Here is a 26,026-nt window from a genome sequence, read left to right as displayed (position 1 = left end):
TCAGCGGTGGCAGCAAGCGCGCAGAGAGAGCCGGAGGGCGACAACTGGCAGCCAGACGTCCTCGGTGAACCGTTCGAGCAGCTCACCCTCGAGCTGACCGACGACTTCCAGGGCCCAATAGTGGCGACGCTGGTTCGCCGTCGCGAATCAGCGTTCCGTCGCCTCGCGTCAATCTTCGACGACGAAGCGGTCGCCCGTGGCTGGGATGTCCTCTACGTGCACGGCTGGTCTGACTACTTCTTTCAGACCGAGCTCGCCGAATACTGGCACTCGCAGGGTGCCAGGTTCTTCGCACTCGACCTGCGAAAGTATGGCCGCTCTCTCCGGGACCACCACACCCCCGGCTATGTCACCAACCTGGCCGACTATGACGAGGACATCGAAGCGGCTCTGACCGCGATGGGGCATGGGCACGGGATGCAGCCGTCCCGTCGTCTCTTGATTCTGGGCCACTCCACCGGCGGGCTGACCGTGTCGCTGTGGGTCGACCGGCACCCTGAACGGGCGCACGCCGTTGTACTGAATAGCCCGTGGCTCGAGTTCCAGGCCGGCGCCGTCGGCCGCCGTGCCCTCGCCCCGCTCGCCTCGATCGGAGCGCGGCTCGACCCTCGGGCACCTCTCCCGAACGTCGACCTGGGTTTCTACTCCCGCTCCGTGTCGAGGGCGATGGACGGCGAATGGGAGTACAACACCGACTGGCGTCCGGCCCGCGGTTTCCCGGCTCATCCGGCCTGGCTCGCCGCGGTGTTCGGCGGGCACCAGCGCGTCGCAGCAGGGCTCTCCATCGACGTTCCAGTGCTCAGCATGGTCTCAGCGAAGTCGACGCTCTCGATGACCTGGTCAGACGAGATGCGGTCGAGTGACACGGTGCTCGTTGTTGATGAGATCGCCGAGCAGTCGCTGCGGCTCGCTCCGACGGTCACGGTCGCCAGGATCCCCGGCGCCATCCACGACGTGCTGCTGTCTGCGCCGTCGGTACGGGCGTACGCCTACGCACAAATCACGCGCTGGGCGCGATCCTACCTGCGCTGACGCCCGTTACTCGAGCTCCAGCGCGAGCCAGAGGTTGGTGCGCGCGTCAAAACCTGCCAACGGGCGTCCGGTGAGCTTCTCCACGAGCGCCACCCGGCTCTTCAGCGTGTGCCGGTGAATGCCGAGCTGCTTCGCGGCCGGGTCCCATGCGCCGTTGTGCTCGAGCCACACCCGCGCACTCTCGATCAGCGTCGTGCCCGCGTCGTGCTCTCGCACCGGCCGCAGCAGCGCACGAGCCACCTCGCTCGCCGCGGTCTCGCGCAGCAACCCGGACAGGCTCCCATCGACGATGTCGGAAAATCCGAGAACGGATGCTTCGCCCGCTTTTTCGAGAGCACGCACCGCCTGCGAGACACCGGTCGCCGTCTCAACCCACGGCATCGGCTCAGAGAGCCCAGCGGCCAGCCCGTGCAGTCGGCTCAGCTGGGCAGCAAGCGCGGGCGCAGCGTCCGACGACGCGGAGATCACAACCCGCCCGTCGCTCGCAGCAAAAAACAGCTCTCCGGTGAACTCGGCGTCTCGTGCTTCGAGGTCGGTGAACAGGGCGTCGCGCGACCCACTCGATGGGCGCAGCACCACGAACCGTACAGGCTCGACGGGGAGCGCGCCGCCCATCTGCTCGACAATCCGCCGTACCGGGGCAACGTTTCCCTCGAGCAGGCTCTGGAACAGTCCGCTGCGCAGTCGGCCGCGTGCCCGACCGAGCTCACGGTTCTGTTCGAGCGCCAGACCGGCCAGCGCAACAACGCTCGTCACGACGGTCTGGTCAGCGGCGTCGAGCGGCCCGGCACCAGCTGTGGCGAGAACACCCCTGAGGGCTCCGCGTCGGCCCAGTGTCTGCAGCGACACCTGCCCGGCCGGGTCGCTGATGGTCGAGCTCGATCGTTGCCCTCGCGCGATCAAACGCTGGGCTTCAGCGTCCACCCGCTCGAGCAGCTCGGACCGCCCAAGCGCCGATGCCTCATCAAACGTCGCCGACTGGTGCCCGCGCGAATCGTAGAGACGCACCCAGCGACCGAGCTGACGTGAGAGTTCCTGCAGGACCGAACCGATGGCATCCGGTCGAAGTGCTGCAAACGAAATGGCGCGCTGCGCATTCAAAGCCCACGCGTCTCTGGCGTGTGCCGCCTCGGCGATGAGGTCGGCGACCGAACGGATGACGGCGATGAACGGCACGCGGTACGGCACCTCGAACAGCGGCATGCTGAAACGTTCGCACGCCGCGATCAGGCCATCCGGGGTTCCGGCCTGGATCACCTCTGTGCCGAAACCGATGCCGAGGAGGCCAGCGCCGGCCAGACGTTCGACGTAGCTTTCGAAGCTCTCCCGCGTCGCGGTTGCCTGGGCGAACTGGGTGCCAGTGGTCAGCACGAGCTGCCCGGCGTCGAGAAACGGCGTTGGGTCGGCGAGGTCCGAGCTGTGAATCCAGGAGATGGGCGCGGTGAGTCGTTCCGAGTTCGCGCCGGTGAGCAGGCGCAGTCCGAGGCCGGCATTGTGGAGCAGTCCGTTCACCGTTGGTTGCATGGGGCAAGCGTACGCGGAAATGCCAGAGTGGCAGAATAGCGGATGCCTCTGGCCGTTTTGTCAGTTCACGGCGGCCCGGTCACCTCATACGCTGGCAACCACTGACAGGGAGCACTCGAAACCATGACACTGACCACCCCGACCACCGGAGGCCCTACGCTCGCGCAGGAGCGGAGGATCGTCACGGCCATCCCAGGCCCGCGCTCAGTGGAGCTGATGGCCCGCAAGCGAAGCGCTGTGACGAGCGCGGTCGGAACGACCATGCCGGTGTTCGCTGCGGCGGCCGGCGGGGGAGTAATTGTCGACGTCGACGGCAACTCGTTCATCGACCTGGGCTCGGGCATCGCCGTGACCGGCGTCGGCAACAGTGCACCCCGCGTTGTGGACGCTGTGCAGGCGCAGGTCGCGCAGTTCACGCACACCTGTTTTATGGTCACGCCGTACGACTCCTACGTCGAGGTGGCAGAGAAACTCAACGAACTCACGCCGGGTGATCACGAGAAGCGCAGCGCCCTCTTCAACTCCGGTGCCGAAGCCGTCGAGAACGCCATCAAGGTGGCGCGGAGTTACACGGGTAAACAGGCCGTCGTCGCGTTCGACCACGCCTACCACGGCCGCACGAATCTCACCATGGCGCTCACCGCGAAGTCGATGCCGTACAAGAGCGGCTTCGGCCCATTCGCTCCTGAGATCTATCGCGCCCCAATGTCGTATCCCTTCCGCGATGGGCTGTCGGGGCCAGAGGCAGCGAAGCGCGCGGTTTCGGTGATCGAGAAGCAGGTCGGCGCTGCCAACCTGGCGGCGATCGTCGTCGAACCGATTCAGGGTGAGGGCGGTTTCATCGTTCCGGCACCCGGCTTCCTCCCGGCGCTCGCGGAGTGGGCTCGCGAAAACGACGTCGTGTTCATCGCCGACGAGGTGCAAACCGGATTTGCGCGAACCGGTGACCTGTTCGCGAGTGAAAACGAGGGCATCGTACCCGACATCATCGCGACGGCAAAAGGCATCGCGGGCGGGCTTCCGCTGTCTGCCATCACCGGTCGCGCCGAGATCATGGACGCCACCCACACCGGCGGCCTCGGTGGCACGTACGGCGGTAACCCCATCGCCTGCGTCGCCGCGCTCGCCGCCATCGAGACGTACCTCGAGGACGACCTGGCATCGGCCGCTCGCACTATCGGTGAGACGATCGCCGCCCGGTTCACCGCGGCGCAGAAAACCGACGCGCGCATCGGTGACATCCGCGGGCGTGGCGCCATGATGGCGATCGAATTCGTTGACCCACGAACGAACGAACCGGATGCCGCGCTGACGGCGGCGATCGCGAAGGCGGCCGCTGCCGAAGGTGTGATCGTCCTGACCTGCGGAACCTACGGTAACGTCATCCGTTTCCTGCCCCCACTGTCCATCCCCGACGCGCTGCTCAACGAAGGCATCGACGTCGTCCTTTCCGCATTGGAGAACGCATGATTTCCGAATCCGCCCTGCTCGCCAAGATCCCGACCGGACTGTTCATCGGCGGGGAGTGGCGATCGACGGAGGGAACGATCGACGTGATGGATCCGTCAACCGGAGCCGTCCTCGCCTCGATCGCCGACGCATCCGCCACCGATGCAAGGGCAGCACTCGACGCCGCCGTCTCCGTGCAGGACGAGTGGGCGGCAACCGCTCCACGCACCCGGTCGAACATTCTCCGCAAGGCATTCGACCTCATGCAGGAACGGCGTGACGAGTTCGCACTGCTGATGACACTCGAAATGGGCAAGCCGCTCGCCGAGGCGCAGGGTGAGGTGACCTACGGCGGCGAATTCCTCCGCTGGTTCAGCGAAGAAGCCGTCCGCATCACCGGGCGGTACGGCGTGAACCCCGAGGGCACCGGCCGCACCATCGTCTCGCAGCACCCGGTCGGGCCGTGCTACCTCATCACCCCGTGGAACTTCCCGCTCGCCATGGCCACGCGCAAGATCGCGCCGGCACTCGCCGCAGGCTGCACGGTCATCGTCAAGCCGGCGTCGCTCACACCTCTGACCACCCTGTACTTCGCGAAGCTGCTCGAAGAGGCTGGTCTTCCAGCCGGTGTGGTCAACGTGCTCACGACGAGCTCGTCCGGCGCCGTCACCGAGCCGCTGCTCGATGACCCTCGCTTGCGCAAGCTCAGCTTCACCGGATCCACACCGGTCGGCCAGAAGCTCATCTCCCAGTCGGCGAAGAACGTGCTCCGCACCTCGATGGAGCTCGGCGGAAACGCCCCGTTCGTTGTGTTCGGTGACGCTGACCTCGACGCAGCCGTTGACGGCGCCATCGCCGCGAAGTTCCGCAACGTCGGCCAGGCCTGCACTGCGGCGAACCGCTTCATCGTCCACGAATCCGTCGCCGAAGAATTCGCGCGCCGGGTCACCGAACGGGTGAAGGGCTTTACCGTGGGCCGCGGCACCGAGGACGGCGTCACCATTGGCCCGCTCATCGACGACCGCGCCGTGACCAAGGCCACCGACCTCGTCGACGACGCCGTGAGCAAGGGCGCGACGCTCCTCACCGGCGGTTCGTCGATCGACGGCGACGGCAGCTTCTTCGAACCAACGGTGATCACGGACGTGAAGCCGGGCTCGAACATCCTCCGCGAAGAAATCTTCGGCCCGGTGCTGGCCATCGTCCCATTCAGCACCGAAGCGGATGCCATTCGGCTGGCAAACGACACCGAGTACGGACTCGTCAGTTACGTCTTCACCACCGACCTGGCGCGGGGTCAGCGAATGATCGACAAGCTCGAGACCGGAATGATGGGCCTCAACGTCGGTGTGATCTCGAACGCGTCAGCACCGTTCGGCGGTGTGAAGCAGTCCGGCATCGGCCGAGAGGGAGGTTTCGAGGGAATCCACGAGTACCTCTCCACGAAGTACACCATGACGCCTGTGGCGTAGGGCACCCGCTCGCAGTACGGAAGGAAGAACAATGACGTTGCTCCAGAACTACATTCACGGCAAATTTGTGGACGCTGCCGGGTCGAAAACACTCGACATCGTGAACCCGGCGACCGGCGACGTCGTTGCGACCTCGCCGATCTCGAACGACGCGGATATCGACAACGCGTTCGCCGGTGCGCACGCGGCATTTGCCACCTGGAAGCGCACAACCCCGAGCCAGCGACAGGCGATGCTCCTGAAAATTGCGGATGCCATGGAGGCTAACGCGGACGAACTCGTTGAAGCGCAACACCGGAACACCGGGCAGCCCCGCGAGGCGATCCGGGTGGAAGAGGTGATCGCCGGTGCAGACCACCTGCGCTTCTTCGCCGGAGCAGCGCGGGTGCTCGAGGGCAAGAGCGCCGGGGAATACCTCGAGAACCACACCTCATTTGTGCGCCGTGAACCGATCGGCGTCGTCGCCCAGGTGACGCCGTGGAACTACCCGATCATGATGGCCATCTGGAAGATCGCTCCAGCGCTCGCTGCTGGCAACACCGTCGTGCTGAAGCCGAGCGACACCACGCCGGAGTCCACCCTGGTTCTCGCGCGGCTGACGCAGGGCATCCTCCCAGACGGCGTGCTCAACGTTGTGCTCGGCGACGGAAGCACAGGTCAACTGATGACCGAGCATCCTGTTCCGGGGCTCGTGTCGATCACAGGCTCTGTGCGCGCCGGAATGGCGGTCGCTGCATCCGCTGCGAAGAGGTTGCACAGGGCGCACCTCGAACTCGGTGGCAAAGCGCCCGCCGTCGTCTTCGCCGACGCGGACATCGCGGGAGCCGCAGAGGGCATCGCAGGTGCCGGGTACTTCAACGCCGGCCAGGACTGCACGGCTGTCACGCGTGTGCTCGTGCACGAATCGGTCGCAGACGAGTTCGTGACCGAGCTGGTCAAGGCGGCGGAAGCCACGAAGACCGGGAATGCTGAGGACCCCGACGCTTACTATGGGCCGCTCAATAACGCCTCACACTTCGCGAAGGTGTCGAGCGTGATCGACGACCTGCCCTCCCACGCGAAGGTCGTCACCGGTGGTCATCGGGTGGGGGAGAAGGGCTTCTATTACGCGCCGACCGTGATCACCGGTGTATCGCAGATCGATGCCTGCGTGCAGGAGGAAACCTTCGGGCCTGTGCTCACTGTGCAGACGTTCGCCACCGAAGAGCAGGCCGTCGACATGGCCAACGATGTGGACTACGGACTCGCGTCGAGTGTATGGACGAGGAATCACGGCACGGCGATGCGAATGGCGCGTGAGCTCGACTTCGGCGCGGTCTGGATCAACACCCACATCCTGCTTGCCGCAGAGATGCCGCACGGCGGATTCAAGATGTCGGGCTACGGCAAGGACCTCTCGTCGTACGGACTCGAGGATTACACCCGGATCAAGCACGTGATGAGCGCGATCGAGGTATGAGCGTGGCACGCCGAGGAGAACAGGGCATGACCGAACTGCAGCGCGACGTCGTCATCATTGGCGCAGGAGCATCGGGGCTGACAGCGGCCACCAGGCTGCGCGAGGCGGGACTCAGCGTGGCGGTGCTTGAGGCACGGGATCGGGTGGGCGGCCGGCTGTGGACGAACGACATTGACGGGGCGACCCTCGAGATCGGTGGCCAGTGGGTGTCTCCAGACCAGGACGCGCTGATCGAGACGCTCGCCGAGCTCGGACTCGAGACCTACTCGCGCTACCGCGAGGGTGACAGCGTTTACATCAATGCGTCGGGAACGCTGACCAGGTTCACCGGTGAGATCTTCCCGGTCGAGGCATCCACCCAGCGCGAGATGGAACGGCTCATCACTGTGCTCGACGAGCTCGTCGCCGACATCGGTCCGCGCGAGCCGTGGGCGCACCCCCGCGCGGAGGAGCTCGACTCGGTCACCTGGATCGAGTGGCTTGAGAGCCAAACCGATGACGTTGAAGCTCGTGACAACATCGCGCTCTTCGTCGCCGACGCCATGCTCACCAAACCGGCCCACGCGTTCAGTGCGCTGCAGGCGATCTTGATGGCGGCATCCGCTGGCAGTTTTTCGAATCTGGTCGACGCCGACTTCATTCTTGACAAGCGGGTGATTGGCGGCCTGCAGCGGGTGCCGCTGCTGCTCGCCGAGAAGCTCGGCGACGACGTGTTCCTGTCGCAGCCGGTGCGCCGCCTCGAGTACACCGCTGACAGTGTGCGAGCGGTCGCCGACGGCATGACGGTGTCGGCGCGGCAGGCGATCGTCGCAGTGCCGCCGAACCTCTACTCAAGGATCGACTTCCAGCCGCCACTGCCGCGGCGCCAGCAGCAGATGCACCAGCACCTGTCGCTCGGTTTCGTGATCAAGGTGCATGCCGTCTACGAGACTCCGTTTTGGCGGAACGCCGGGCTCTCCGGTACCTCGTTCAGCCCATACGAGATCGTGCACGAGGCCTATGACAACTCGAACTACGACGACCCGCGCGGCACACTGGTCGGTTTCGTGTCTGACCGGAAGGCCGATCAGCTGTTCACGCTGCCCGCCGAGGAACGCAAACGGATCATCCTCACTTCCCTGTCGCACTACTACGGCGAGGAAGCGCTGAGCCCTGTCGTCTACTACGAGAGCGACTGGGGCAGTGAGGAGTGGACGCGCGGTGCGTATGCCGCGAGCTTCGACATGGGTGGGCTGCATCGGTACGGCGCCGACCTGCGCTCGCCGGTCGGGCCGATCCACTGGTCGTGCAGCGACCTGGCCGCCGAGGGCTACCAGCACGTCGACGGTGCCATCCGAATGGGCCGACAAACCGCCGACGCCATCCTTCTGAACCGAACGTAAGATCCCGCAACTCCCGCTGTACCGACCGCAAAGGAGCGACTCGACATGCGATACATCGTGGGCTACACCGACACCCCCTCCGGCGAGGATGCACTCAACCTCGCCGTGAGGCTCGCTCGCTCCATGCAGAGGGGCCTCGACATCGTCATCGTTCTGAGGAGCGAAGCGAGGGCAACCCTTGTTCCGGTGGACGCCGGCTACGAGAAGTATCTGCACGAGGCGGCCGAAGAGTGGTTGCACCGTGCACTCACTCTTGTGCCGAACGACATGGACGCGAAGGGGCATATTGTCTACGCGGAGTCGTTCGCGCAGGGGCTCCTCGACACCAGTCGCGACCTCGAGGGTCGAATGATCATCGTTGGTGCGGCGCGGGGCGGCCTGCTCGGCCGATTCACCATCGGAAGTGTGGCGAACTCCCTGCTGCACTCGGCAGTTGTCCCTGTTGCTCTCGCGCCGCAAGGGTCCGTCGCCGAAGTGGGACTCGAGGGCATCTCGCGAATCACCGTCGCGGTCGGCACCCGGTCAGGCGCGAAGGAGCTCGTCGACGCCGGAATCCTGGCTGCGCGAGCATCACGGGTTCCTCTTCGGCTGGTCTCGCTCGTCGCCCTCGACGCTGACGGTGTCGACACACCCCCGCGGGTGCGGGCCCAGGCCGAAGAGCACGCAGCGAAGACCGTCGCGTATGTGGCGGAGCACCTGCCGGACGATATCGACGTGACTGTACTGACGGCATCCGGAAGTCGGGTGGAGGATGCGGTCGCTGCGCTCGAATGGGACCCGGGTGAGGTGGTGTTTGTCGGGTCGAGTCGACTCGCACAGCCTAGGCAGCTGTTCCTGGGAACCACAGCGGCGAAGATGCTTCGTGAGCTGCCGGTGCCGATGGTCGTCGTTCCGCGCGACTCGATCCTGACGGTTGAGGACTAGGGCCATGGCCGTTCACCAGACCGAGCGCGGTCTCTCCAAGAAGGGCCTCAGCGCCGGCTCCGTCGGGCTGCTCGGTGCCATTGTTATCGGGATTTCCTGCATCGCGCCCGCGTACACCATGACGGCGGCGCTCGGCCCGACCGTGTCAGAAGTGGGCCTTCAGGTGCCAGCCATCATTCTGGTCGGCTTCATTCCAATGCTGCTCGTCGCGTTCGGCTACCGCGAACTCAACCGGGCGATGCCTGACAGCGGCACGTCGTTCACCTGGGCGACGCGGGCCTTTGGGCCGTGGATCGGCTGGATGACCGGGTGGGGGCTCATCGCGGCAACCATCCTTGTGCTGTCAAACCTCGCAGGAATTGCTGTGGACTTCTTCTACCTGATGCTCGCGCAGATCTTCGGCAACCCCGACATTGCGAACCTCGCCCTCAACCCCGTCATCAATGTCGTGACGTGTTTGGCGTTCATGGCTGCGGCGACGGCGATCTCCTACCGCGACATGCAGACCACACAAAAGGTGCAATACGTTCTCGTCGGCTTCCAACTGATTGTGTTGCTCCTGTTTGGCATCGTCGCGTTCTACCAGGTCGCGAACGGATCAGCGTTCGACCCGGTGCCGGTCAGCCTCGAGTGGTTCAACCCGTTCGCCGTTCAGTCTTTCAGTGCGTTCGCCGCTGGACTCTCGCTCTCCATCTTCATCTTCTGGGGTTGGGACGTCACACTGACCATGAACGAGGAAACCAAGGGATCACGGTCGACTCCTGGTAGGGCGGCGACTCTCACAGTGCTCATCATCGTGGTGCTGTACCTGCTCATCGCGACAGCGTCGATCAGTTTCGCCGGCATCGGAACCGGTGAGTTCGGGCTCGGAAACGAAGACATTCAGGGCAACGTGTTCTTTGCGCTCGCCGGCCCGGTGCTTGGCCCACTTGCCATCCTCGTGTCCATTGCGGTGCTGTCCAGTTCGGCGGCGTCGTTGCAGTCAACCTTCGTCTCGCCGGCACGAACGCTGCTTGCGATGGGGCACTACGGGGCGCTGCCTGAGAGATTCTCTCGGATCAGCCCACGTTTCCTGACACCCGGATTCGCCACCATCGTCTCCAGTGTTGTGGCGTCGGCGTTTTACGCGATCATGCGGTTCGTCTCCGAGGATGTGCTCTGGGACACCATCACGGCGCTCGGCATGATGATCTGTTTCTACTACGGCCTCACGGCATTCGCCGCCGTCTGGTACTTCCGAAAGCAGTTGTTCGTTTCGGTGCGCAACTTCTTCTTCCAACTGCTGTTCCCGCTCGTTGGTGGGATCATCCTGGCTGTGCTGTTCTACACGACGATCACCGAGAGCATGGACCCGGAGTACGGCTCGGGCTCAAACATTGGCGGGGTCGGGCTTGTGTTCATCCTCGGCATGGCGGTCATCGTGTCTGGCATCGTCCTCATGATCATTCAGGCGATCCGGCGTCCGGCCTTCTTCCGCGGCGAAACGCTCGAGCGTGGAGCGTCGAACGGGAGAGACGACGAGGAACTCGACGAGCTGCCGGTGTAACCGCTCGCGAGATGCTGACTTTGCTGGTGTGCGGCGAACCGCAACCCCTCAGAGTCAGCGTTTCGCGTGCGGCCTCGGTCCTCGTGTTCCGGCGATAGGCTTCGGGTGTGTTCCGCCGATACCGCCGCGTGGCTTTGCAAGCGCCCTTTCTCGGGTTCGCGATCAGCGCCGGGCTGTTTCAGTTTGTCGTGCTCACCAGCGCCATTGGCTGGCAGGCGCAGATCTCACTTGCTGAGGCATTCCGTTCGATTCTCACGTGGGGCCTCATCGGAGTCGTCGTTGCGGTTGCGGCCCTGATCGGCGGCATGACGGCGGTAGCGCTGGTCGATCGTCGTCTGCAGCGGGCAGCCATCGTCCGTGTGTCCTGGGCCGGCGTCGGTGCGGGCATGGCCGTCTTGACCGAGTGCATCGTGTTCGGATTTGTAGTCAGCGACTCGGGCTGGCCCTTGGGCTATGTGATGTTCGGTGTGATCGCTGGCATCGTCGCGGCGACAACTGCGGCAACTCTGGTGAACCGGGCCGAGCGACGCGCGGCCCGTGCGCCCGAATCGACTGTCAACGAAATGACCAAGGCGATCTAGGCAGGTCGACCCGACCGGTAGTACGCCACAGTGTCGTCAAGTGCGCGCTCCCAGGCGGTCGCACCAACATCGAGCATGCTCTCGGTTTCGGTGGCATCCGAGAGGAATGGCGCCAGAAACTGGTAGCTCGACTTTGAGACCTCGCGCAAAATCGGGTTGAACGTGCCGACGCCCTTGAGTACCAACGACGGGATGCCGGAGATCGACCCGCGGACACCGTAGCGCGCGTTGACTATGCGGCAAATCTCGGTGCGACTGAGGTTAGACGCCGCCGGCACATGCCAGACGCGTCCCCAATCCCCTCGATACTCACTCGCGGCCACAACAGTGCGAGCCAGATCAGGAAGGTACGCCCAGCTGTGGGGCAGTGCCGGGTTGCCAATCGCCCACGACCGTTTGTTCGCAAGAATCGGGTCGAAGAACCGTGTCCCGAGGTGCGCTTCACCCGCGGCGCCTGGGCCGAAGTAGTCGCTCGCGCGCACTTCGACGGCTTGCACGTCACCTCGCTCGGTCGCAGCCCGAAGTGCGGCCCAGAGATCGCGACGAACCTCGCCCTTGGACTCCGCGGGCTCCTCAGGAGAGCTCTCCCGCATCGGCATGGTTGCCATGCCGTACGAGTACAGGTTGCCAATCATCACGATGTTCGCGCCCGTAGACCGAGCCGCGCCGATCACCGATTCGATGATCGGCGGCCAGTCCCGGCGCCAGGTGTTGTACGGCGGATTCGTGCACACCGCGACGGTGGAATGACCCGACGCGGCGCGAGTGAGCGCGTCGACATCGGCAGCATCGAGGCGCACCGAGGTTACGCCCTCCGGGGCTGTGCCCGACCGGGTCGCGACGGTCACCTGCTCACCCCGATCCAGGAACGCGCGAGCCACAGTCGACCCGACAGGTCCTGCGCCGAGAACCAGCACGCTCATGGTCTGCGACTGCCGTTAGCGGAAGTTGATGAACTGCAGGTCGATGTCGAGGTCCTTGCCCTTGAGCAGGGCAATGGTCTCCTGCAGGTCGTCGCGGCTCTTCGACTGCACGCGCAATTCGTCGCCCTGGATCTGGCTCTTGACACCCTTGGGTCCCTCGTCGCGAATGATCTTGTTGATCTTCTTCGCGTTCTCCTGCGTGATGCCGTCTTTGAGCTCGGCTTCGATGCGGTACTCCTTGCCGCTCGCGAACGGCTCACCTGAGTCGAGGCTCTTGAGCGAAATGCCGCGCTTGATCAGCTTCGTCTGGAACACGTCGAGAATCGCCTTGACGCGCTCCTCGCTGTTCGCCTTCATGAGGATCTTGTCGCCGGACTGCGCGATCGACGCCCCGGTGCCCTTGAAGTCGTAGCGCTGCTCGATCTCCTTGTGCGCCTGGTGGAGTGCGTTGTCCGCCTCCATCTTGTCGACCTTGCTAACCACGTCAAACGATGAATCTGCCATGGCCCCCATGGTACGGGTTTCCGCCGCTGGCCGGGCGGTCAGCGGCCACCATCAGGCATCCTGTCTGCGAGGGATGATTAGATAAGCGGATGCTGTCTGCTCGCCTTGCACTCTCGACCGGTGCCGTGGCATCCGCTCTGCTGCTCAGCTCGTGTGCCATCACGCCTGCCGCTCAACCGTCCGCATCGCCGGAGGGGCCGGCCCCGACCTTTGCGGCCCCCGCTGAAGCGCCGCTTGCCGCGACTGTGCCAACGCTCCCGGGTAACCCTGGGCTCGTCGATGATGGCTGGGTCACCGCAACGGCGAAGGCGACGCGGATCCCGGAACGGGCGCTGCGTGCGTATGCCGGTGCCGCGCTGTTCAAGGCTGAGCAGATGCCGACCTGCGGGCTCAGCTGGAACACGATCGCCGGCGTCGGGTTCGCCGAAAGTGACCACGGCCGCCACGGTGGCTCGGCGGTTGGCGACGACGGCACAGTGTCGCCGCCGATCTTCGGTGTCGCGCTCGACGGCGACGGCAACATCGCCATTCCCGATTCGGATGCCGGCGCCATCGACGGCGATGCTGAGCACGATCGTGCGATCGGGCCGATGCAGCTGATCCCGCAGACGTGGAACAACTGGCGCATCGACGGCAACGGTGACGGGGTGCAGGACCCGCACAACCTCGACGATGCGGCGTTCGCAACGGCGAACTACCTCTGCCGGGTGTCGGGGGACCTGGTGAGTGAGTCCGGGTGGAGAGAAGCGGTGCTCGGGTTCAACCCGAACGAGGACTATGTGGCGACGGTGGCCCGTGCCGGCACCCTGTACGCGGAGCGCGCCGCCGAGGGGTAGTCGTTCGCTCGTCGCGTCCGCTCCGGCCCCGTCGATTTACCAAAAGTCGCTCCGTGCGCGGCTCCCTGACGGTGTTGCAAAGCCATTTTCGGCAAACGGGCGGTGCGGCCGAGCGGCGTAGGCATGTCCGTGCGTAAGCGAGCTGCCCACCCATGTCGACCGTGCGGTGGTGGCGCAACTGCGGCGGCGGCGCACTGGCGAGTCGCTGGCGTGGTGTGCGACCCTCGAAGAGGAACGGAGCAAACGAGCAATGGACAGAAACGACGCCAGAACAGTGGTTATCGGTGACGCGCTCATTGACGAGATGCGAGACGGTTCGACCAGTCGGGATTTCGTCGGCGGCGCCGCGCTCAACGTGGCCGTCGGCCTGGCCCGGTTGGGCGTTCCGACCACACTGATCGCCATGGTTGGAAACGACGCCGATGGTGCAAGCATCCGTTCATTTCTTGATCTACATGGTGTCGAACTCATCGCGACGCCGGGTCCGCTCGGCAGCTCGCGGGCGGTGAGCGACCGCACAGACGGCGAGCCGCGCTACAGCTTCAATGAGGCGGCGCAGAAGCGTCGAATCGTGTTCGGTGACGAGGAGCGACTGGCGATAGCGGATGCTCCGCTCGTCGTGGTCAGCTGCTTCCCGTTTGATGACGATGAGCAGAGTGCCGAGCTCGAAGAGTCTGTGCTGAACCCGAGTCGCCGACTGGTGATCGACCCCAACCCGCGTGCTGGCATGCTGCATGACCCGGCGGCTTTTGTGCTCAACTTCGAACGGATCGCCGCGACCAGCCTCGTCACCAAGGTCGGCGACGAAGACGCTGAACTGCTGTACGGCGTCGCGCTGCCCGACCTGGTGAAACGGCTGCGATTCGCCGGTGCCGCTCACGTGCTCGCGACGGCTGGTCGCGACGGGGCCGAGATCGTCTCTGCGGTCGGGCGGGTTGTCGCGCCGATTGCTGACCTGCCCGGCCCGATTGTCGACACCATGGGGGCCGGCGATGCCACCCTCGCCGCGACGGTGCACGCGCTGGCGACCGCTGGAATCCCGAACGGGCTCGACGCGTGGAAGCGGGTTCTCGATGAAGCGATGCTCATCGCGGGCTGGACCTGTCGGACTCCGGGCGCGCTTCTCCAGTTGCCTCCGGTTCCGGATGCCATGGGCCGCGTGCGCCCCTAGCCTCACGTCGCGAGGGAGCCGATTTCTCGAAGCGGGTAGGCACAGAGTATTCTTTTACAGCGCCTCCGGTTGTCTGTACAAGTCGGTCGGATGCGTTCTGGCGAGTTACCCAAGCGGCCAAAGGGATCTGACTGTAAATCAGACTGCTCAGCATTCGGGGGTTCGAATCCCTCACTCGCCACGTTGTGATGTCGCGGGACATAGTTCATATATGTCCCGCGACATCGTTCATTTAACCGACTGGTCGATCTCAGGCCTGGGCTGTTTCTGTTTGGCCTGCAGGTGCTGTCCGGGTAGGTATAGCCCCGAAACGTTCCGGCGGCCATGTTGGTGTTGTAGGCCTTCTTGCCGAGCGCGACGACGTGGGTTCGTTGATTCTGCCCGATCGTATTGGGATAACGCGGTCCGCTGCGGAACTCACCTTTCGGCGGTTCGCACGGCTTCTTCGCCGAAGCGGGAGAGGCTACGTCGTTCGGCTGATGCCTGCCCCTTGGCTGTGATCACGGGAGTGAGACCAGGCCGCACGACGGGATCAATGATGAACGATGTCCTGGAACACCGACCGCCAGTCAGATCGGATTCATGTCCCGAGACATGGAGGAACAATCAGTCGCGAACGATGCGCGACAGATGTACTAACAATGCTTTGACGACAGAAACCTCACTTGCCACGCACACAACCCTCGGAATCACGCGGATTCCGAGGGTTTCAGTCGTTGCTCGACGGCCGTCCCCTACGAAAGCCCCACGATCGTTTCAGCGCGTCTCGTTTACGCCTGAACGGAACCATCGAAATGCGCTGCGCGGCCGACGCCCGACGGTGTTACGTCTGCCGGACGGTCATCGGACTTATTCGGGACAAACGAACAGGCACCGTCACTATCCGTTACGACACTGTCAGTTCTCGCGCTCGCCGCCGCGGACTGGCTCGCAGCTCACGCCGAGAACGACGACGGAATCGACGCCGCCCATTTCATGGCTGAACAAAGATGATCTGCGGTGACGTCGTGGATGGCGCCGAGTCTGCCGTGATGGTGTTCAACGATCGCTGGCTCGGGGCTCGGTACTTCCTCTCACGAGCGGACCTTTGCCTTATGACATTTGTTAGAACCCTGCCTTGCTCAGAAGTGGATGAGGCTTATTCCTCGGGGGCCGACGCTGAGACGAGCCACTGGTTTTGCTCTTCGATGAGCGTGATGACTGTCGAGTGAACCTTCTTGCCGTCCATTGCTGTGGGGCTTCCCCCCGCCGTGACGACGATGTCGCTCACGTCGAGGATTATGCGCACAACCGCTTGGTCCTGCTCCAAGCGGAGGAGCTCGGCCTTTGATATTCGCGCTGAACCCTCTTGACGAACCTCCCCTCGTTCATACCAGGACTGATCTCGCTCTAGCGCATCTAAGGTCGAACTGGTCGAGGCGTTGCGTAGAAAGTCCGGAATGGGGCTGGAATACCCCTGCTGTGCCCACGCGTCATATCGCTCAACAAATTTTCTGGCCGTTTCTATAGGGTCACTTGGCGCCGATGGTGACGTCGAACATCCAGCGAGAAATGCGCTAGATAGGAGAAGCACCATCGCAATGCGTACGTGCCCAAGCTTCCCCAGTCGATTGACGCGTTTGTGCATTGTTCTCGATGTTCCGTTCGCTGCTTATAGGGGCCGGTCGTGGTCAAATGATGTATGGCCGTCGAAGTGAGTCGACGGCCCTATGGCTTGGATCAGCCGCAAGCAAGGTCGATTGCCGGGGAAAATGCAGGAGTATCCGTGTTGTCATAGCCAACGATGTCGACGCCGGTCCACGAACGGAATGCGGCGGTTGCTGTTCCGTTGCAGTCGTAGTGCGCTGTCACTCGCCCCGCGCCGCCACTTGTCAGTCCATTCGGATTCGGCGCGAGAACCGCTCGACCGGGGCTTCCGACGGCCTGAAAGAGACCGATAAAGTTCTTCCGGTCGATCTGCGTTGTGGTGTCACCTTTTGTGTACTGCGGGCAGTTTTCGTTGTACCAATTGCCGTGAGACTGAACAGCTTTGTCGGGTAAGGAACTAGTTGAGAAGTGCACATAATCCACTCGCTGCTGGAACACGCAGGTGGCCGCGATGGATGCTGAGCCGGACGGCTGTCGCCCGAGGTCCTCAGGTGCCGGCGACTTGACAGGCTGTGGTGCCAGTTCCTGGTCAAGGGTCCCATGCCCTGGCCCATCGAAGACCTCCGCCTCACCCTGCTGTCCGTCGGTCGGAGGGGAGATTGCCGGTGCCGCCGTAGCAGGTGCCGTGGCAAGAGGGGATGCGAGTAGTAGTGAAGCGAGTACGGCGCCGATGACGCGACCACTTCGTCGATCGCGGTAGCGGAGTTCGGGTCGAGTTTCTGCTTTAGAAGTGGCTCTTAGGTTGATCATAGGTGTCCCTTCAATAGTTCTGCGCCGTTAGTTCTGCGCCGTTTATCGATTTGAGCACATGTGGACGTAGTGCAATATCCACCTTTTGGGGGACTAGGGTCGACCGCTGCGAGGATGTCGTATCGTGATGGAGTGAGCGTTTTTATTGAGGTCCGAGGAGAGCGCTTCCGCGTCGATACGCGAACCGATCCATTTGGGCGACAGGCCGTCGACTTCACGTGGCTGAATGGTCCTGAGGATGGGACTTATGGCTTCACGGTCGCGCCCGGAGGCGGCGAGCATGGGCCCGGAGCTGAGGGAAGCCTGACCCGGACGCAGATCGAGCAAGAGGCGACAAATTTTGTTTTGGCGTTTTTCTCAGAAGGAGGGATTGGGCCTTCTGACTTCCCTGATTTTCTCCTGATGCGTCGAAGATTGTAGCCAGTGAGGGTGTCAGATTGTTTGTGGAAGGGGTGGCGGTCAACTCTGAGAGGAACCGACACTGATGTCTATGACAGACGACAGGGATGTGTCGCCGCAGTCCGCGGCTGACGCGATTGAGGAACTCCGTGCGACGGGTGCGTTGGATGCCCTGTTCGCGAAGATCGACGCCGGTGAAGTGCAACTCACCGGTGACGGCGGTCTCGTCCCGGGACTGATCAAGGCAGCTCTCGAACGTGGCCTCCAGGCGGAACTGAGCGAGCATCTTCACTATGACAAGGGCGATCCGGAGGCCCGGTTCTATGAGAACTCACGCAACGGAACGTCGGCGAAGACCGTCGCGTCCGAGACCGGTGACATCCTCCTCGCGATTCCCCGGGACCGTGACGGATCGTTCACACCGAAGCTGGTGCCGAAGGGCTCGAGGCGGTTAGGCGGGCTGGACGACATGATCATCTCGCTCTATGCCGGCGGAATGACGATCCGCGATATTCAGTACCATCTGGCGAGGACGATCGGCACGGAACTGTCCCCGGAGACGATTTCGAAGATCACCGACGAGGTCCTCGACGAGGTCATCGCTTGGCAGAACCGACCCTTGGACGTGTTCTATCCCGTGGTCTTCCTCGACGCGATCGTGGTCAAGGTCCGCGACGGAGCCCACGTGATCAACAAGGCCGCCCATATCGCTGTCGGTGTCGACATCGACGGGATCAAGCACGTCCTCGGGATCTGGATCCAGCAGACCGAGGGAGCGAAGGTCTGGGGCGGGGTCTGCGCGAATCTCGCCAACCGTGGTGTCCGTGACGTGCTCATCGTCTGCTGCGATGGGTTGAAAGGGTTCTCCGAAGCGATCGCGGAAACCTGGCCGGAAACCACGATCCAGACCTGCGTTGTTCACCTGATTCGCGCCGCGAACCGGTTCGTGAACTACAAAGATCGCAAACCGTTATCTGCGGCGTTGAAGCCGATCTATCAAGCCCCGACCGCTGACGCGGCACTGGACGAGCTGGCCTTGTTTTCTGCCTCGGAGCTGGGCAAGAGATATCCGACGGCGGTGAAAACGTTCGAGGACGCGTGGGAGAGATTCATCCCGTTCCTTGCCTTCCCGCCCGAGCTGCGGAAGGTGATCTACACCACCAACAGCATCGAGTCGCTGAACTACCAACTGCGCAAGGTCACCAAGAACCGAGGCCATTTCCCTTCCGACGACGCCGCAGTGAAGCTGCTCTGGCTCGCGATCTGCAACATCGAAGACAAACGAGCCCGCGACCGACTGAAACAGAAAGGGACACCACACAGGCTCCCGAGGAACGCTGAGGGCCACCTCGTCGAAGGCCAGATCGTCACCAACTGGAAACAAGCACTCGGCCAACTCGCCCTGGCCTACCCCGACCGAATCAACAAATATCTCTAACCCCGACCAACTCACTTACACAAAAGACTTGACAAGCCCTAGCCAGTCAACGAGATACCCGAAACTGAACTCCACAGGAATAAGATGCTCGGTTCGCGGCCCTCGTGGTGGCGCATCGATCGCACCAACGAAGCAACGCAGTCGGACACCCCGCCAGGCTCCGGCGCTGGAAGCGACCGGCCCAGGTCAGGTTTGGAGTTGGGACATCACCGACCTGCGCTCGCCCTGGCGCGGGATAACGTTCAAGGCATATTCGATCATCGATATCTTCTCCCGCAAACTCGTCGGCTGGCGGGTCGAGGAACGCGAAAGCGACCATCTCGCCGTCGACATGTTCCAATGCGCATGCGACCGTCACGGGACACCGGACGTTGTCCACGCCGACTCCGGTCCCGCGATGCGCTCCAACCTGCTGAAAGAGTTCCTGATCGAGAACAACATCGAGCAGACCTATAACCGGCCCCGGGTTTCGAACGACAATCCGTTCTCCGAGTCCGAGTCCGAGTCCGAGTTTCGGACCATGAAATACCGGTCGAACTACCCGACCGTGTTCACTGACCTCGACGGCGCACGCGCTTACGTTGAGGGATACGTGCCTTGGTATAACGACCACCACAAGCACTCCGGGATCGCATAATTCTTCCCCTCCGAGGTGCATGACGGCACCTGGTTAGAGCTCTGGAACCACCGCGACCAGGCACAGCAGGCCTACTACCAAGCGCACCCCGAACGATTCCGTCAGCGCCCTTCCACACCCTCCCCGGCAGCCCTGGTCGGCATCAACAACGTTCCCGAAAACGACAAGCACACCAACAAACGACTCCAAACAGCTTGACAACGCCCGAGAGCCGTAAGTCCAGCTCTATGTCAGGTTGGCTGTTCAGCTTGGGGCTGGCAAACGGGTTCGAATCCCTCACTCGCCACGTACAAACCCTCGGAATCATGCGGATTCCGGGGGTTTTCCCGTTGCGGCGTGCGAGCTAGTCATTCCCCGTTACGGCTGGAGATCGCTTTTTCGTGCCGCGGTGAGGAGTTCCGCGACGTCCGCGGCTGTCTTCTCCGTGGCATCCGCAATTCGCCGCAAGGCGCCTATGGCGCTGATGCTGGCGAAAACGACCACGAGAAATCCGACGACGAGCAGCCACGTAATGTCCATGAGCTCAATCTAATGACGAACGACGAGCCGGTGCGGGCGGGCGAGGTGTTGTGCCCATAGGATTTCCCGCGCGCGCAAGCTCCGAAGCTACACCAGGCACACAGTCGTCCGGGTCCTCGTCGGTTAGCGCAGGACCTCGACGAGAGCGACCCACGAAACAATGATCGCTGCCACGATCGCCAGCAGGCATCCCGCCGCACTGAAGTGAAGTCCGGACGGGTGCTGGAGCATTACCGCGACTGCGCTTGCTGCGTATGCGACGATCGGAAGAAAGCCGAGCGCGGCCTTGGGTATGCGCACCCGAGCGGCCGGATCGGCATCCGCGAAGACCAGTCGGGCCGCGTGGACCTGGAACACAGCGGAACCCAGCACGGCGCACAGCAGAACGATCCCGAACCACATCGGCGAGATCTCCGGAACCAGACCCAGGGCCGAGGCAACGAGTGCAAGTACGAGCGATGCGATTCCGGCGCCCAGCCGGGCAGTAAGCGTGTTCGACTTGATGATTTCAGCGATATTCACGCTGGATGCAACGATCACCAACCCGGCCAACGCTGCCGTTGCGCCCGCCATGGCGACGTTGAACTCGGACCACTGGCTTAGGATCGCATCCATAACCGGGGATGCTACCGGAGGCGCGCAGTCAGGCGACAGCCCGTTAACGAGAACAGGGTGCCTCGCCGATGGCGAGACACCCTGAACGCAGGGGAGAAGCTTACGCGGCGACGAGTGCTGCGTCGCGAACGGTCTCCATGGCCTTGGCCCAGACGACGGTCTGGTCGAGCATCGGCGCAACGGTCGCGGCCGAGAGCTCGGTCGGAGCGAAGGTGCTGAAGTTCTCGAAGTCGGTGAAGAGGCTGAACATGCCGGTCTTCTGGACGTGAGCGATCTGGAGCTCGGAGAGGATTCCACGGAGGTGCTCGACGGCGCGGACGCCCGAAGCGGATCCGTACCCAACGATGCCGGCAGCCTTGTTGGCGAACTCTGCGTTGAGGTACGAGAGCGCGTTGGCGAGTGCCGGGGTGACCGAGTGGTTGTACTCACCGGTGATGAAGACGAAGCCGTCGAACTCAGCGATCTTTTCGGACCAAACCTTGGTGTGGTCGTTCGTGTAGTTCTGGTACGCGGCGGGGTAGCCCTCGTCGAGGATCGGCAGGTTGTAAGCCGCGATGTCTACCAGTTCGAACTCGGCGTCTGAACGCAGCTGCGCCTGTGCGAGAACCCACTCAGCAACTCCGAGGTTGATGCGTCCGGGGCGGGTGCTTCCGGTGACAATAGCGATCTTAGTCATTGGCGACCTTTCGAATAGTTGATGTGTCAATTAGTCTGACTAGATCAGTGTGCAGTGTATTGATTGTCATGTCAACTAAATGGAGGTGAATATCTAATGAGCGCAGAGAACTCCCAGCCCCGGTGGCTGGACGACAGGGAGAAAGCAGTGTGGCTGACCCTCCGCGAATTCATCTGGGAGTTCCCGGCCGCTATGGATCGTCAACTCCAACGGGATTCCGCGTTGTCGAACGTCGAGTATTCGGTACTTGCGGCGCTCTCGGAGTGTGAGGGTGCGCGAAAACGCTCAGGCGACCTGGCCGCAGACCTCGGCTGGGACCGCAGTCGACTGTCTCACCTCGTCAAGCGCATGGAGAGCAAGGGTACAGTCGAGCGCGCCATTTCGGATGTCGACGGCCGTGGTCAGGACATTGTTCTCACCGACGTCGGCTGGGATGAGATTCGTGCGGCGGCGCCGGGTCACGTGACCTTCGTTCGTGAGTCCATCTTCGATCCGCTCACCCCAGAGGAGCAGGACCAGCTTGAGTCCATGCTCACCCGCGTCCGCGCGCGGATCACGGCCGACGGGTTGTGGGGCAGGCACAAGGCGAGCCCGGAATACCCAAGCGGGACGGCCGGGAACTCAGACGCATGTTCGACGCCTCAGGGCGGGTAGTGCACCCGCCGATCCTCAACCCGCGGGCGGCGCCTTCGGCTTCGTGAGGGGAAGAGGCTCACGCCAGGTACTCCCGCTCGACGCGAGTTTTTGTGGCGGTAGTTTGCGTTCGTACAGCCCATACACGTTCTGTGTCGCTTCAGCGAGCGAGCCCCAGTAACCGATCAGTTCGCGCTTCCGCACATCGGCGTTCCAGGTAACCGCGCGGAAGTAGAGCACCTGACCTGGCCCGAGTTTCAGCTTGCGGATGACGGCAATCGGCACCTGCGACGCGCTGTGGGTCACCTCCCACTCCAGTGGTTTCGTGAAGTTCGAGAGATCGGGCATACTTCGAATATAGTTTCGAATCTGCCGAGAATCAATTCCACATCGGCGATCCCTCAACAATTGTCTCCACACTTTCTGGTCTAGCGTTGGAGGGGACCCGAGAGGACTTTTCGATGAGCGCTGAGCTGCAGAAACTGGCCACCGAGATTGCACTTCAGGCGGGTGAACTGATCGTTCGCCGCCGCCGCGAGGGCGTGAGCATCGCCGCATCGAAGTCGTCGGCGGAAGACGTCGTCACCCACGCCGACCGCGAGTCGGAGAACCTCATTCGCTCGCTCATCGCCGACGCTAGACCGGGCGACGGCTTCTACGGCGAAGAGTCGGACGCGACTGGCAGCACGACGGGCATCACCTGGGTCGTCGACCCGATCGATGGCACCGTCAACTACCTCTACGACATCCCCAACTACGCAGTCAGCATCGCCGTGATCGAAGGCGACCCGAACCCGCACACCTGGACCGCCCTCGCCGCAACGGTGACAAACCCAGCGGCGGGCGAGACCTTCAGTGCGGCCCGCGGCATGGGAGCGACCCTGAATGGTACGAAAATTCAGGCGAACACGGATGTCGTTCTGTCACTTGCGTTGGTCGGCACTGGCTTCGCCTACTCTGCGGAGCGTCGCATTTGGCAGGCAGGAATCGTCCAGCAGCTGATCGGTTCGGTTCGCGACATCCGACGCATGGGTTCGGCAGAACTCGACCTCTGCTCGGTTGCCTGCGGTCGACTGGACGCCTACTACGAGCGCGGCCTCAACCCGTGGGACCACGCGGCGGGTGTGCTCATTGCCGAGGAGGCGGGCGCGCGCGTCGGCGGACTGAACGGTGCACGGGCAAGCCGCGATTTCACCCTCGCGACGGCGGCTGACCTCTTTGAGCCGCTGCATGAGTTGCTGATTGAGGCTGGAGCCGAGGCATCCGTTCTCGGTTAATCTTTTTCGCTTAACGAATGAAGCCGGGCCCATGAGCCCGGCTTCATTTGTTGTGTCGGAGGGTTACTGGCCCTGCTCCTTGTAGCGAGCCTCGGTGGCGTCCTTCTGAGGGCCCCACCATGCTTCGTTGTCGCGGTACCAGTCGATGGTGTCCTTCAGGCCGGCCTCGAAGTCGGAGAACTGCGGAGCCCAGCCGAGCTCTGTGCGCAGGCGTGTCGAGTCGATTGCGTAGCGCAGGTCGTGTCCAGGGCGGTCGATGACGTGGTCGTACGCGTCAGCCGGCTGGCCGAGCTGCGTGAGGATGAGCTCGACGACCTCTTTGTTGTTCTTCTCGCCGTCGGCGCCGATGAGGTACGTCTCGCCGATCTCGCCCTTGTCGAGAATCGTGAGCACAGCGGAGGAGTGGTCGTTGGCGTGGATCCAGTCGCGCACGTTCTCGCCCGAGCCGTACAGCTTGGGCCGCTCGCCACGGAGCACGTTGGTGATCTGGCGCGGGATGAACTTCTCAACGTGCTGGTACGAACCGTAGTTGTTCGAGCAGTTCGAGATGGTTGCCTTCACACCGAACGAACGCACCCAGGCGCGAACGAGCAGGTCGCTGCCGGCCTTCGTCGACGAGTACGGGCTCGACGGGTTGTACGGCGTGCTCTCGGTGAACCGGTTCGGGTCGTCGAGCTCAAGGTCGCCGTAGACCTCGTCTGTGGAGATGTGGTGGAACCGCTTGTCATGCTTCCGCGCCGCCTCGAGCAGCGTGTACGTGCCGATGATGTTCGTGTCGAGGAACGGACGAGGGTCGTTCAGCGAGTTGTCGTTGTGGCTCTCAGCCGCGTAGTGCACGACCGCATCGGAGTCGGCAACGAGCGAGTCGACGAGAGCTGCATCCTGAATGTCGCCCTTTACAAAAGTGAAGCGATCCTCGGGCAGGCCGTCGAGCGAGGCGAGATTGCCCGCATAGGTGAGCTTGTCGAGCACGGTCACCGTGTGATCGGTGTTCTGAAGAACATAGTGGACGAAGTTCGAGCCGATGAAGCCGGCGCCGCCGGTTACGAGAAGTCTGGACACCCCGACAGTTTACCCAGACGGATGCTGTGAGTCGCTTTTCGCGCTCCGGCGAGCGTATTTGCACGGTTTTCACGCTTGCGCAAGCCCCGGCCTGGAACTTGGGACCGCGCACATCCGCTCTTACTGTTGTTCCCGCAGGCGCCCATGCGTTATTCGGCGTGTACCCAGAAACGTCGACAGAGAGAAAGACGCTCATGACCACAATGACACCGGCGGGCCAATCGGAATCGGCACCCACGTCCAAGCTGAAAAAGGGCATTACCGGTCCTCTCCTCTTCCTTTTTATCCTCGGCGACGTTCTCGGTGCCGGGATCTACGCCCTCATGGGTGCCCTGTCCGCTGAGGTCGGCGGCGCACTGTGGGCACCGCTCATCCTCGCCCTTCTGCTCGCGCTGCTCACCGCCGGGTCGTATGCCGAACTCGTGACGAAATACCCCAGGGCCGGTGGAGCCGCCGTGTTCGCTGAACGGGCGTTCAAAAAGCCGATCATCTCGTTCCTCGTCGGATTCAGCATGCTGGCCGCTGGCGTCGTGAGCGCGGCGGGCCTGTCGCTCGCGTTCGCGGGGGACTACCTCGCAACCTTCCTCGATGTGCCGCCGATTCCGGCCGCCATTGTCTTCCTGGCCCTTGTTGCGTGTCTCAACGCCCGCGGCATCAGCGAGTCGATGAAAAGCAACTTTGTGATGACCGTCATCGAACTGAGCGGTCTGGTCATCGTCATCGTTGTCGTTGCGATCATGTTGGGCAATGGTGGTGGCGACGTGTCGCGCATCGGCCAGTTCCCCGCCGGCTCCGTTCCAGCCGCCGCGACCCTGAGCGCCGCCATCATCGCCTACTACTCTTTTGTGGGCTTCGAAACGAGCGCCAACGTTGCTGAAGAGATCAAAAACCCCAGCAAGGTGTACCCGATGGCGCTGTTCGGTTCACTTGCAACAGCGGGTGTCGTCTACATCCTCGTTGGGCTCGCCAGTTCCATCGCGCTTCCCGCTGACGAGCTCTCTGAATCGTCCGGGCCATTGCTCGCCGTTGTCGCGGCATCCGGCGTCGGAGTTCCCGAGTGGATCTTCAGCCTCATCGCTCTCGTCGCTGTGGCCAATGGTGCGCTGCTCACCATGATCATGTCGAGCCGCCTGACCTACGGCATGGCGGAGCACGGCTTACTACCGAGCGTGCTTGGCAAGGTGCTCCCGAAGCGTAAGACCCCGTGGGCCGCAATCGTTGCGACCACCCTCGTCGCGATGGCGCTGACTCTCATCGGCGACGTGTCGACTCTTGCTGAAACCGTTGTGCTGCTGCTCCTGTTTGTGTTCATCTCCACGAACGTCGCTGTCCTCGTTCTGCGCAAGGACAAGGTCGAGCACAAGCACTTCACGGTGTGGACATTTGTTCCCGTTCTCGGTGTGCTCTCCTGTGTGCTGCTGCTCACCCAGCAGGACGCGCAGGTGTGGCTGTTCGGCCTGCTGCTTCTGGCCGCCGGCGTTGTGCTCCACTTCATCGCCAGGGCCGTGCGGAAAAGCCGCGACAGCTGAGTGAGGCGCCGAAGAGGCGACCGCTTCCCGATCTGCGGGAT

26 protein-coding genes and 1 tRNA gene are annotated in these 26,026 nt (G+C 63.1%); 17 read left to right on the top strand and 10 right to left on the bottom strand.

What is annotated here, in order from left to right:
- Window positions 1–6: 6 nt before the first annotated feature.
- Window positions 7–1,032 carry an alpha/beta hydrolase gene (locus D9V28_RS14975; RefSeq protein ID WP_121660518.1) on the top strand — a complete coding sequence of 342 codons (1,026 nt, stop codon included), beginning with the start codon at window positions 7–9 and terminating at the stop codon, window positions 1,030–1,032.
- Between the two features lie 6 nt (window positions 1,033–1,038).
- Here the strand turns inward: D9V28_RS14975 and D9V28_RS14970 are convergent, their stop codons facing one another.
- Window positions 1,039–2,556 carry a PucR family transcriptional regulator gene (locus tag D9V28_RS14970; RefSeq protein ID WP_121660517.1) on the bottom strand — a complete coding sequence of 506 codons (1,518 nt, stop codon included), beginning with the start codon at window positions 2,554–2,556 and terminating at the stop codon, window positions 1,039–1,041.
- Between the two features lie 123 nt (window positions 2,557–2,679).
- On the opposite strand from D9V28_RS14970, the gene gabT reads away from it, so the two are divergent.
- The 7 genes from gabT to D9V28_RS14935 all read left to right on the top strand — a co-directional run bounded on the left by gabT (window position 2,680) and on the right by D9V28_RS14935 (window position 11,369).
- On the top strand, window positions 2,680–4,026 hold the full coding sequence (gene gabT, locus D9V28_RS14965; protein WP_121660516.1) for a 4-aminobutyrate--2-oxoglutarate transaminase: 1,347 nt from the start codon (window positions 2,680–2,682) through the stop codon (window positions 4,024–4,026).
- The gene (locus D9V28_RS14960) at window positions 4,023–5,477 is read left to right on the top strand and encodes an NAD-dependent succinate-semialdehyde dehydrogenase (protein ID WP_121660515.1); all 1,455 of its coding nucleotides are present in this window, start codon (window positions 4,023–4,025) and stop codon (window positions 5,475–5,477) included. Before gabT ends, D9V28_RS14960 begins: the two co-directional genes overlap by 4 nt.
- Before the next feature lie 31 nt (window positions 5,478–5,508).
- The gene (locus D9V28_RS14955; RefSeq protein WP_121660514.1) at window positions 5,509–6,936 is read left to right on the top strand and encodes a gamma-aminobutyraldehyde dehydrogenase; all 1,428 of its coding nucleotides are present in this window, start codon (window positions 5,509–5,511) and stop codon (window positions 6,934–6,936) included.
- Between the two features lie 26 nt (window positions 6,937–6,962).
- Window positions 6,963–8,318, top strand: a complete 1,356-nt coding sequence (locus D9V28_RS14950; RefSeq protein WP_121660513.1) for a flavin monoamine oxidase family protein — start codon at window positions 6,963–6,965, stop codon at window positions 8,316–8,318.
- 45 nt (window positions 8,319–8,363) lie between these two features.
- Window positions 8,364–9,242 (top strand): universal stress protein, encoded by an 879-nt coding sequence (locus tag D9V28_RS14945; RefSeq protein ID WP_121660512.1) that lies wholly within the window; start codon window positions 8,364–8,366, stop codon window positions 9,240–9,242.
- A 4-nt stretch (window positions 9,243–9,246) separates the two neighbouring features.
- Window positions 9,247–10,788, top strand: a complete 1,542-nt coding sequence (locus tag D9V28_RS14940; protein ID WP_121660511.1) for an APC family permease — start codon at window positions 9,247–9,249, stop codon at window positions 10,786–10,788.
- 107 nt (window positions 10,789–10,895) lie between these two features.
- Complete coding sequence (locus tag D9V28_RS14935) at window positions 10,896–11,369, top strand: hypothetical protein (protein ID WP_147441024.1); 474 nt, start codon at window positions 10,896–10,898, stop codon at window positions 11,367–11,369.
- Here D9V28_RS14935 and D9V28_RS14930 read toward each other — a convergent pair.
- The gene (locus tag D9V28_RS14930; protein ID WP_121660509.1) at window positions 11,366–12,292 is read right to left on the bottom strand and encodes an NAD-dependent epimerase/dehydratase family protein; all 927 of its coding nucleotides are present in this window, start codon (window positions 12,290–12,292) and stop codon (window positions 11,366–11,368) included. The two genes, D9V28_RS14935 and D9V28_RS14930, sit on opposite strands and share 4 nt — an antisense overlap.
- A 15-nt stretch (window positions 12,293–12,307) precedes the next feature.
- Window positions 12,308–12,796: a YajQ family cyclic di-GMP-binding protein gene (locus tag D9V28_RS14925; RefSeq protein ID WP_121660508.1), complete on the bottom strand. Its 489-nt coding sequence runs from the start codon at window positions 12,794–12,796 to the stop codon at window positions 12,308–12,310.
- Window positions 12,797–12,885: 89 nt separating this feature from the next.
- On the opposite strand from D9V28_RS14925, the gene D9V28_RS14920 reads away from it, so the two are divergent.
- The 3 genes from D9V28_RS14920 to D9V28_RS14910 all read left to right on the top strand — a co-directional run bounded on the left by D9V28_RS14920 (window position 12,886) and on the right by D9V28_RS14910 (window position 14,984).
- Window positions 12,886–13,632 carry a lytic murein transglycosylase gene (locus D9V28_RS14920; protein ID WP_121660507.1) on the top strand — a complete coding sequence of 249 codons (747 nt, stop codon included), beginning with the start codon at window positions 12,886–12,888 and terminating at the stop codon, window positions 13,630–13,632.
- 250 nt (window positions 13,633–13,882) lie between these two features.
- The gene (locus D9V28_RS14915) at window positions 13,883–14,803 is read left to right on the top strand and encodes a carbohydrate kinase family protein (protein WP_121660506.1); all 921 of its coding nucleotides are present in this window, start codon (window positions 13,883–13,885) and stop codon (window positions 14,801–14,803) included.
- Between the two features lie 99 nt (window positions 14,804–14,902).
- Window positions 14,903–14,984: transfer RNA gene (locus D9V28_RS14910), tRNA-Tyr, on the top strand.
- A gap of 957 nt (window positions 14,985–15,941) precedes the next feature.
- Here the strand turns inward: D9V28_RS14910 and D9V28_RS16455 are convergent.
- Window positions 15,942–16,073 (bottom strand): hypothetical protein, encoded by a 132-nt coding sequence (locus tag D9V28_RS16455; protein WP_268234440.1) that lies wholly within the window; start codon window positions 16,071–16,073, stop codon window positions 15,942–15,944.
- Between the two features lie 449 nt (window positions 16,074–16,522).
- Window positions 16,523–17,200 carry a hypothetical protein gene (locus D9V28_RS14905; protein ID WP_121660505.1) on the bottom strand — a complete coding sequence of 226 codons (678 nt, stop codon included), beginning with the start codon at window positions 17,198–17,200 and terminating at the stop codon, window positions 16,523–16,525.
- A 132-nt stretch (window positions 17,201–17,332) separates the two neighbouring features.
- On the opposite strand from D9V28_RS14905, the gene D9V28_RS15995 reads away from it, so the two are divergent.
- The 3 genes from D9V28_RS15995 to D9V28_RS14895 all read left to right on the top strand — a co-directional run bounded on the left by D9V28_RS15995 (window position 17,333) and on the right by D9V28_RS14895 (window position 19,674).
- On the top strand, window positions 17,333–17,620 hold the full coding sequence (locus tag D9V28_RS15995) for a hypothetical protein (RefSeq protein WP_147441023.1): 288 nt from the start codon (window positions 17,333–17,335) through the stop codon (window positions 17,618–17,620).
- A 70-nt stretch (window positions 17,621–17,690) separates the two neighbouring features.
- Window positions 17,691–19,037 carry an IS256 family transposase gene (locus tag D9V28_RS14900; RefSeq protein WP_121660504.1) on the top strand — a complete coding sequence of 449 codons (1,347 nt, stop codon included), beginning with the start codon at window positions 17,691–17,693 and terminating at the stop codon, window positions 19,035–19,037.
- 28 nt (window positions 19,038–19,065) lie between these two features.
- A complete protein-coding gene (locus D9V28_RS14895; RefSeq protein WP_183086557.1) occupies window positions 19,066–19,674 on the top strand; it encodes a DDE-type integrase/transposase/recombinase in 609 nt (202 codons plus the stop codon).
- Window positions 19,675–20,031: 357 nt separating this feature from the next.
- Here D9V28_RS14895 and D9V28_RS16150 read toward each other — a convergent pair whose 3' ends face one another.
- The 3 genes from D9V28_RS16150 to D9V28_RS14880 all read right to left on the bottom strand — a co-directional run bounded on the left by D9V28_RS16150 (window position 20,032) and on the right by D9V28_RS14880 (window position 21,484).
- Window positions 20,032–20,193 carry a hypothetical protein gene (locus D9V28_RS16150; RefSeq protein WP_183086556.1) on the bottom strand — a complete coding sequence of 54 codons (162 nt, stop codon included), beginning with the start codon at window positions 20,191–20,193 and terminating at the stop codon, window positions 20,032–20,034.
- 123 nt (window positions 20,194–20,316) lie between these two features.
- On the bottom strand, window positions 20,317–20,808 hold the full coding sequence (locus D9V28_RS14885) for a hypothetical protein (protein WP_183086555.1): 492 nt from the start codon (window positions 20,806–20,808) through the stop codon (window positions 20,317–20,319).
- Between the two features lie 100 nt (window positions 20,809–20,908).
- Entirely contained in the window at window positions 20,909–21,484 is a 576-nt protein-coding gene (locus tag D9V28_RS14880; RefSeq protein WP_121660501.1) for an NADPH-dependent FMN reductase, read from the bottom strand.
- A gap of 96 nt (window positions 21,485–21,580) precedes the next feature.
- On the opposite strand from D9V28_RS14880, the gene D9V28_RS14875 reads away from it, so the two are divergent.
- A complete protein-coding gene (locus D9V28_RS14875) occupies window positions 21,581–22,138 on the top strand; it encodes a MarR family winged helix-turn-helix transcriptional regulator (protein ID WP_121660500.1) in 558 nt (185 codons plus the stop codon).
- A gap of 15 nt (window positions 22,139–22,153) precedes the next feature.
- On the opposite strand, the gene D9V28_RS14870 is transcribed toward D9V28_RS14875, so the two are convergent.
- A complete protein-coding gene (locus D9V28_RS14870; protein WP_121660499.1) occupies window positions 22,154–22,465 on the bottom strand; it encodes a hypothetical protein in 312 nt (103 codons plus the stop codon).
- Between the two features lie 113 nt (window positions 22,466–22,578).
- On the opposite strand from D9V28_RS14870, the gene D9V28_RS14865 reads away from it, so the two are divergent.
- Complete coding sequence (locus D9V28_RS14865; RefSeq protein ID WP_121660498.1) at window positions 22,579–23,394, top strand: inositol monophosphatase family protein; 816 nt, start codon at window positions 22,579–22,581, stop codon at window positions 23,392–23,394.
- Window positions 23,395–23,457: 63 nt separating this feature from the next.
- On the opposite strand, the gene rfbB is transcribed toward D9V28_RS14865, so the two are convergent.
- Entirely contained in the window at window positions 23,458–24,456 is a 999-nt protein-coding gene (rfbB, locus tag D9V28_RS14860) for a dTDP-glucose 4,6-dehydratase (protein ID WP_121660497.1), read from the bottom strand.
- Between the two features lie 194 nt (window positions 24,457–24,650).
- Here rfbB and D9V28_RS14855 point away from each other — a divergent pair, with 194 nt between their 5' ends.
- Window positions 24,651–25,985 (top strand): APC family permease, encoded by a 1,335-nt coding sequence (locus D9V28_RS14855; RefSeq protein ID WP_121660496.1) that lies wholly within the window; start codon window positions 24,651–24,653, stop codon window positions 25,983–25,985.
- Window positions 25,986–26,026 lie beyond the last annotated feature (41 nt).

Origin of the sequence: Mycetocola zhadangensis (genome assembly GCF_003668565.1) — a bacterium.
In the GTDB taxonomy this organism is placed as follows: Bacteria; Actinomycetota; Actinomycetes; order Actinomycetales; family Microbacteriaceae; genus Mycetocola_A; species Mycetocola_A zhadangensis.
This window is presented reverse-complemented; position numbering and strand designations above follow the sequence as displayed.

Coding starts and splice junctions, on each gene's coding strand:
- D9V28_RS14855 (WP_121660496.1), top strand. CDS start 24,651: ATGACCACAATGACACCGGCGGGCCAATCGGAATCGGCACCCACGTCC.
- D9V28_RS14865 (WP_121660498.1), top strand. CDS start 22,579: ATGAGCGCTGAGCTGCAGAAACTGGCCACCGAGATTGCACTTCAGGCG.
- D9V28_RS14905 (WP_121660505.1), bottom strand. CDS start 17,200: ATGATCAACCTAAGAGCCACTTCTAAAGCAGAAACTCGACCCGAACTC.
- D9V28_RS14885 (WP_183086555.1), bottom strand. CDS start 20,808: ATGGATGCGATCCTAAGCCAGTGGTCCGAGTTCAACGTCGCCATGGCG.
- D9V28_RS14955 (WP_121660514.1), top strand. CDS start 5,509: ATGACGTTGCTCCAGAACTACATTCACGGCAAATTTGTGGACGCTGCC.
- D9V28_RS14870 (WP_121660499.1), bottom strand. CDS start 22,465: ATGCCCGATCTCTCGAACTTCACGAAACCACTGGAGTGGGAGGTGACC.
- D9V28_RS14930 (WP_121660509.1), bottom strand. CDS start 12,292: ATGAGCGTGCTGGTTCTCGGCGCAGGACCTGTCGGGTCGACTGTGGCT.
- D9V28_RS14950 (WP_121660513.1), top strand. CDS start 6,963: ATGACCGAACTGCAGCGCGACGTCGTCATCATTGGCGCAGGAGCATCG.
- D9V28_RS14945 (WP_121660512.1), top strand. CDS start 8,364: ATGCGATACATCGTGGGCTACACCGACACCCCCTCCGGCGAGGATGCA.
- D9V28_RS14925 (WP_121660508.1), bottom strand. CDS start 12,796: ATGGCAGATTCATCGTTTGACGTGGTTAGCAAGGTCGACAAGATGGAG.
- D9V28_RS14920 (WP_121660507.1), top strand. CDS start 12,886: ATGCTGTCTGCTCGCCTTGCACTCTCGACCGGTGCCGTGGCATCCGCT.
- D9V28_RS14900 (WP_121660504.1), top strand. CDS start 17,691: ATGACAGACGACAGGGATGTGTCGCCGCAGTCCGCGGCTGACGCGATT.
- gabT (WP_121660516.1), top strand. CDS start 2,680: ATGACACTGACCACCCCGACCACCGGAGGCCCTACGCTCGCGCAGGAG.
- D9V28_RS14915 (WP_121660506.1), top strand. CDS start 13,883: ATGGACAGAAACGACGCCAGAACAGTGGTTATCGGTGACGCGCTCATT.
- D9V28_RS14970 (WP_121660517.1), bottom strand. CDS start 2,556: ATGCAACCAACGGTGAACGGACTGCTCCACAATGCCGGCCTCGGACTG.
- D9V28_RS14960 (WP_121660515.1), top strand. CDS start 4,023: ATGATTTCCGAATCCGCCCTGCTCGCCAAGATCCCGACCGGACTGTTC.
- D9V28_RS14880 (WP_121660501.1), bottom strand. CDS start 21,484: ATGACTAAGATCGCTATTGTCACCGGAAGCACCCGCCCCGGACGCATC.
- D9V28_RS14940 (WP_121660511.1), top strand. CDS start 9,247: ATGGCCGTTCACCAGACCGAGCGCGGTCTCTCCAAGAAGGGCCTCAGC.
- D9V28_RS16150 (WP_183086556.1), bottom strand. CDS start 20,193: ATGGACATTACGTGGCTGCTCGTCGTCGGATTTCTCGTGGTCGTTTTC.
- D9V28_RS14875 (WP_121660500.1), top strand. CDS start 21,581: ATGAGCGCAGAGAACTCCCAGCCCCGGTGGCTGGACGACAGGGAGAAA.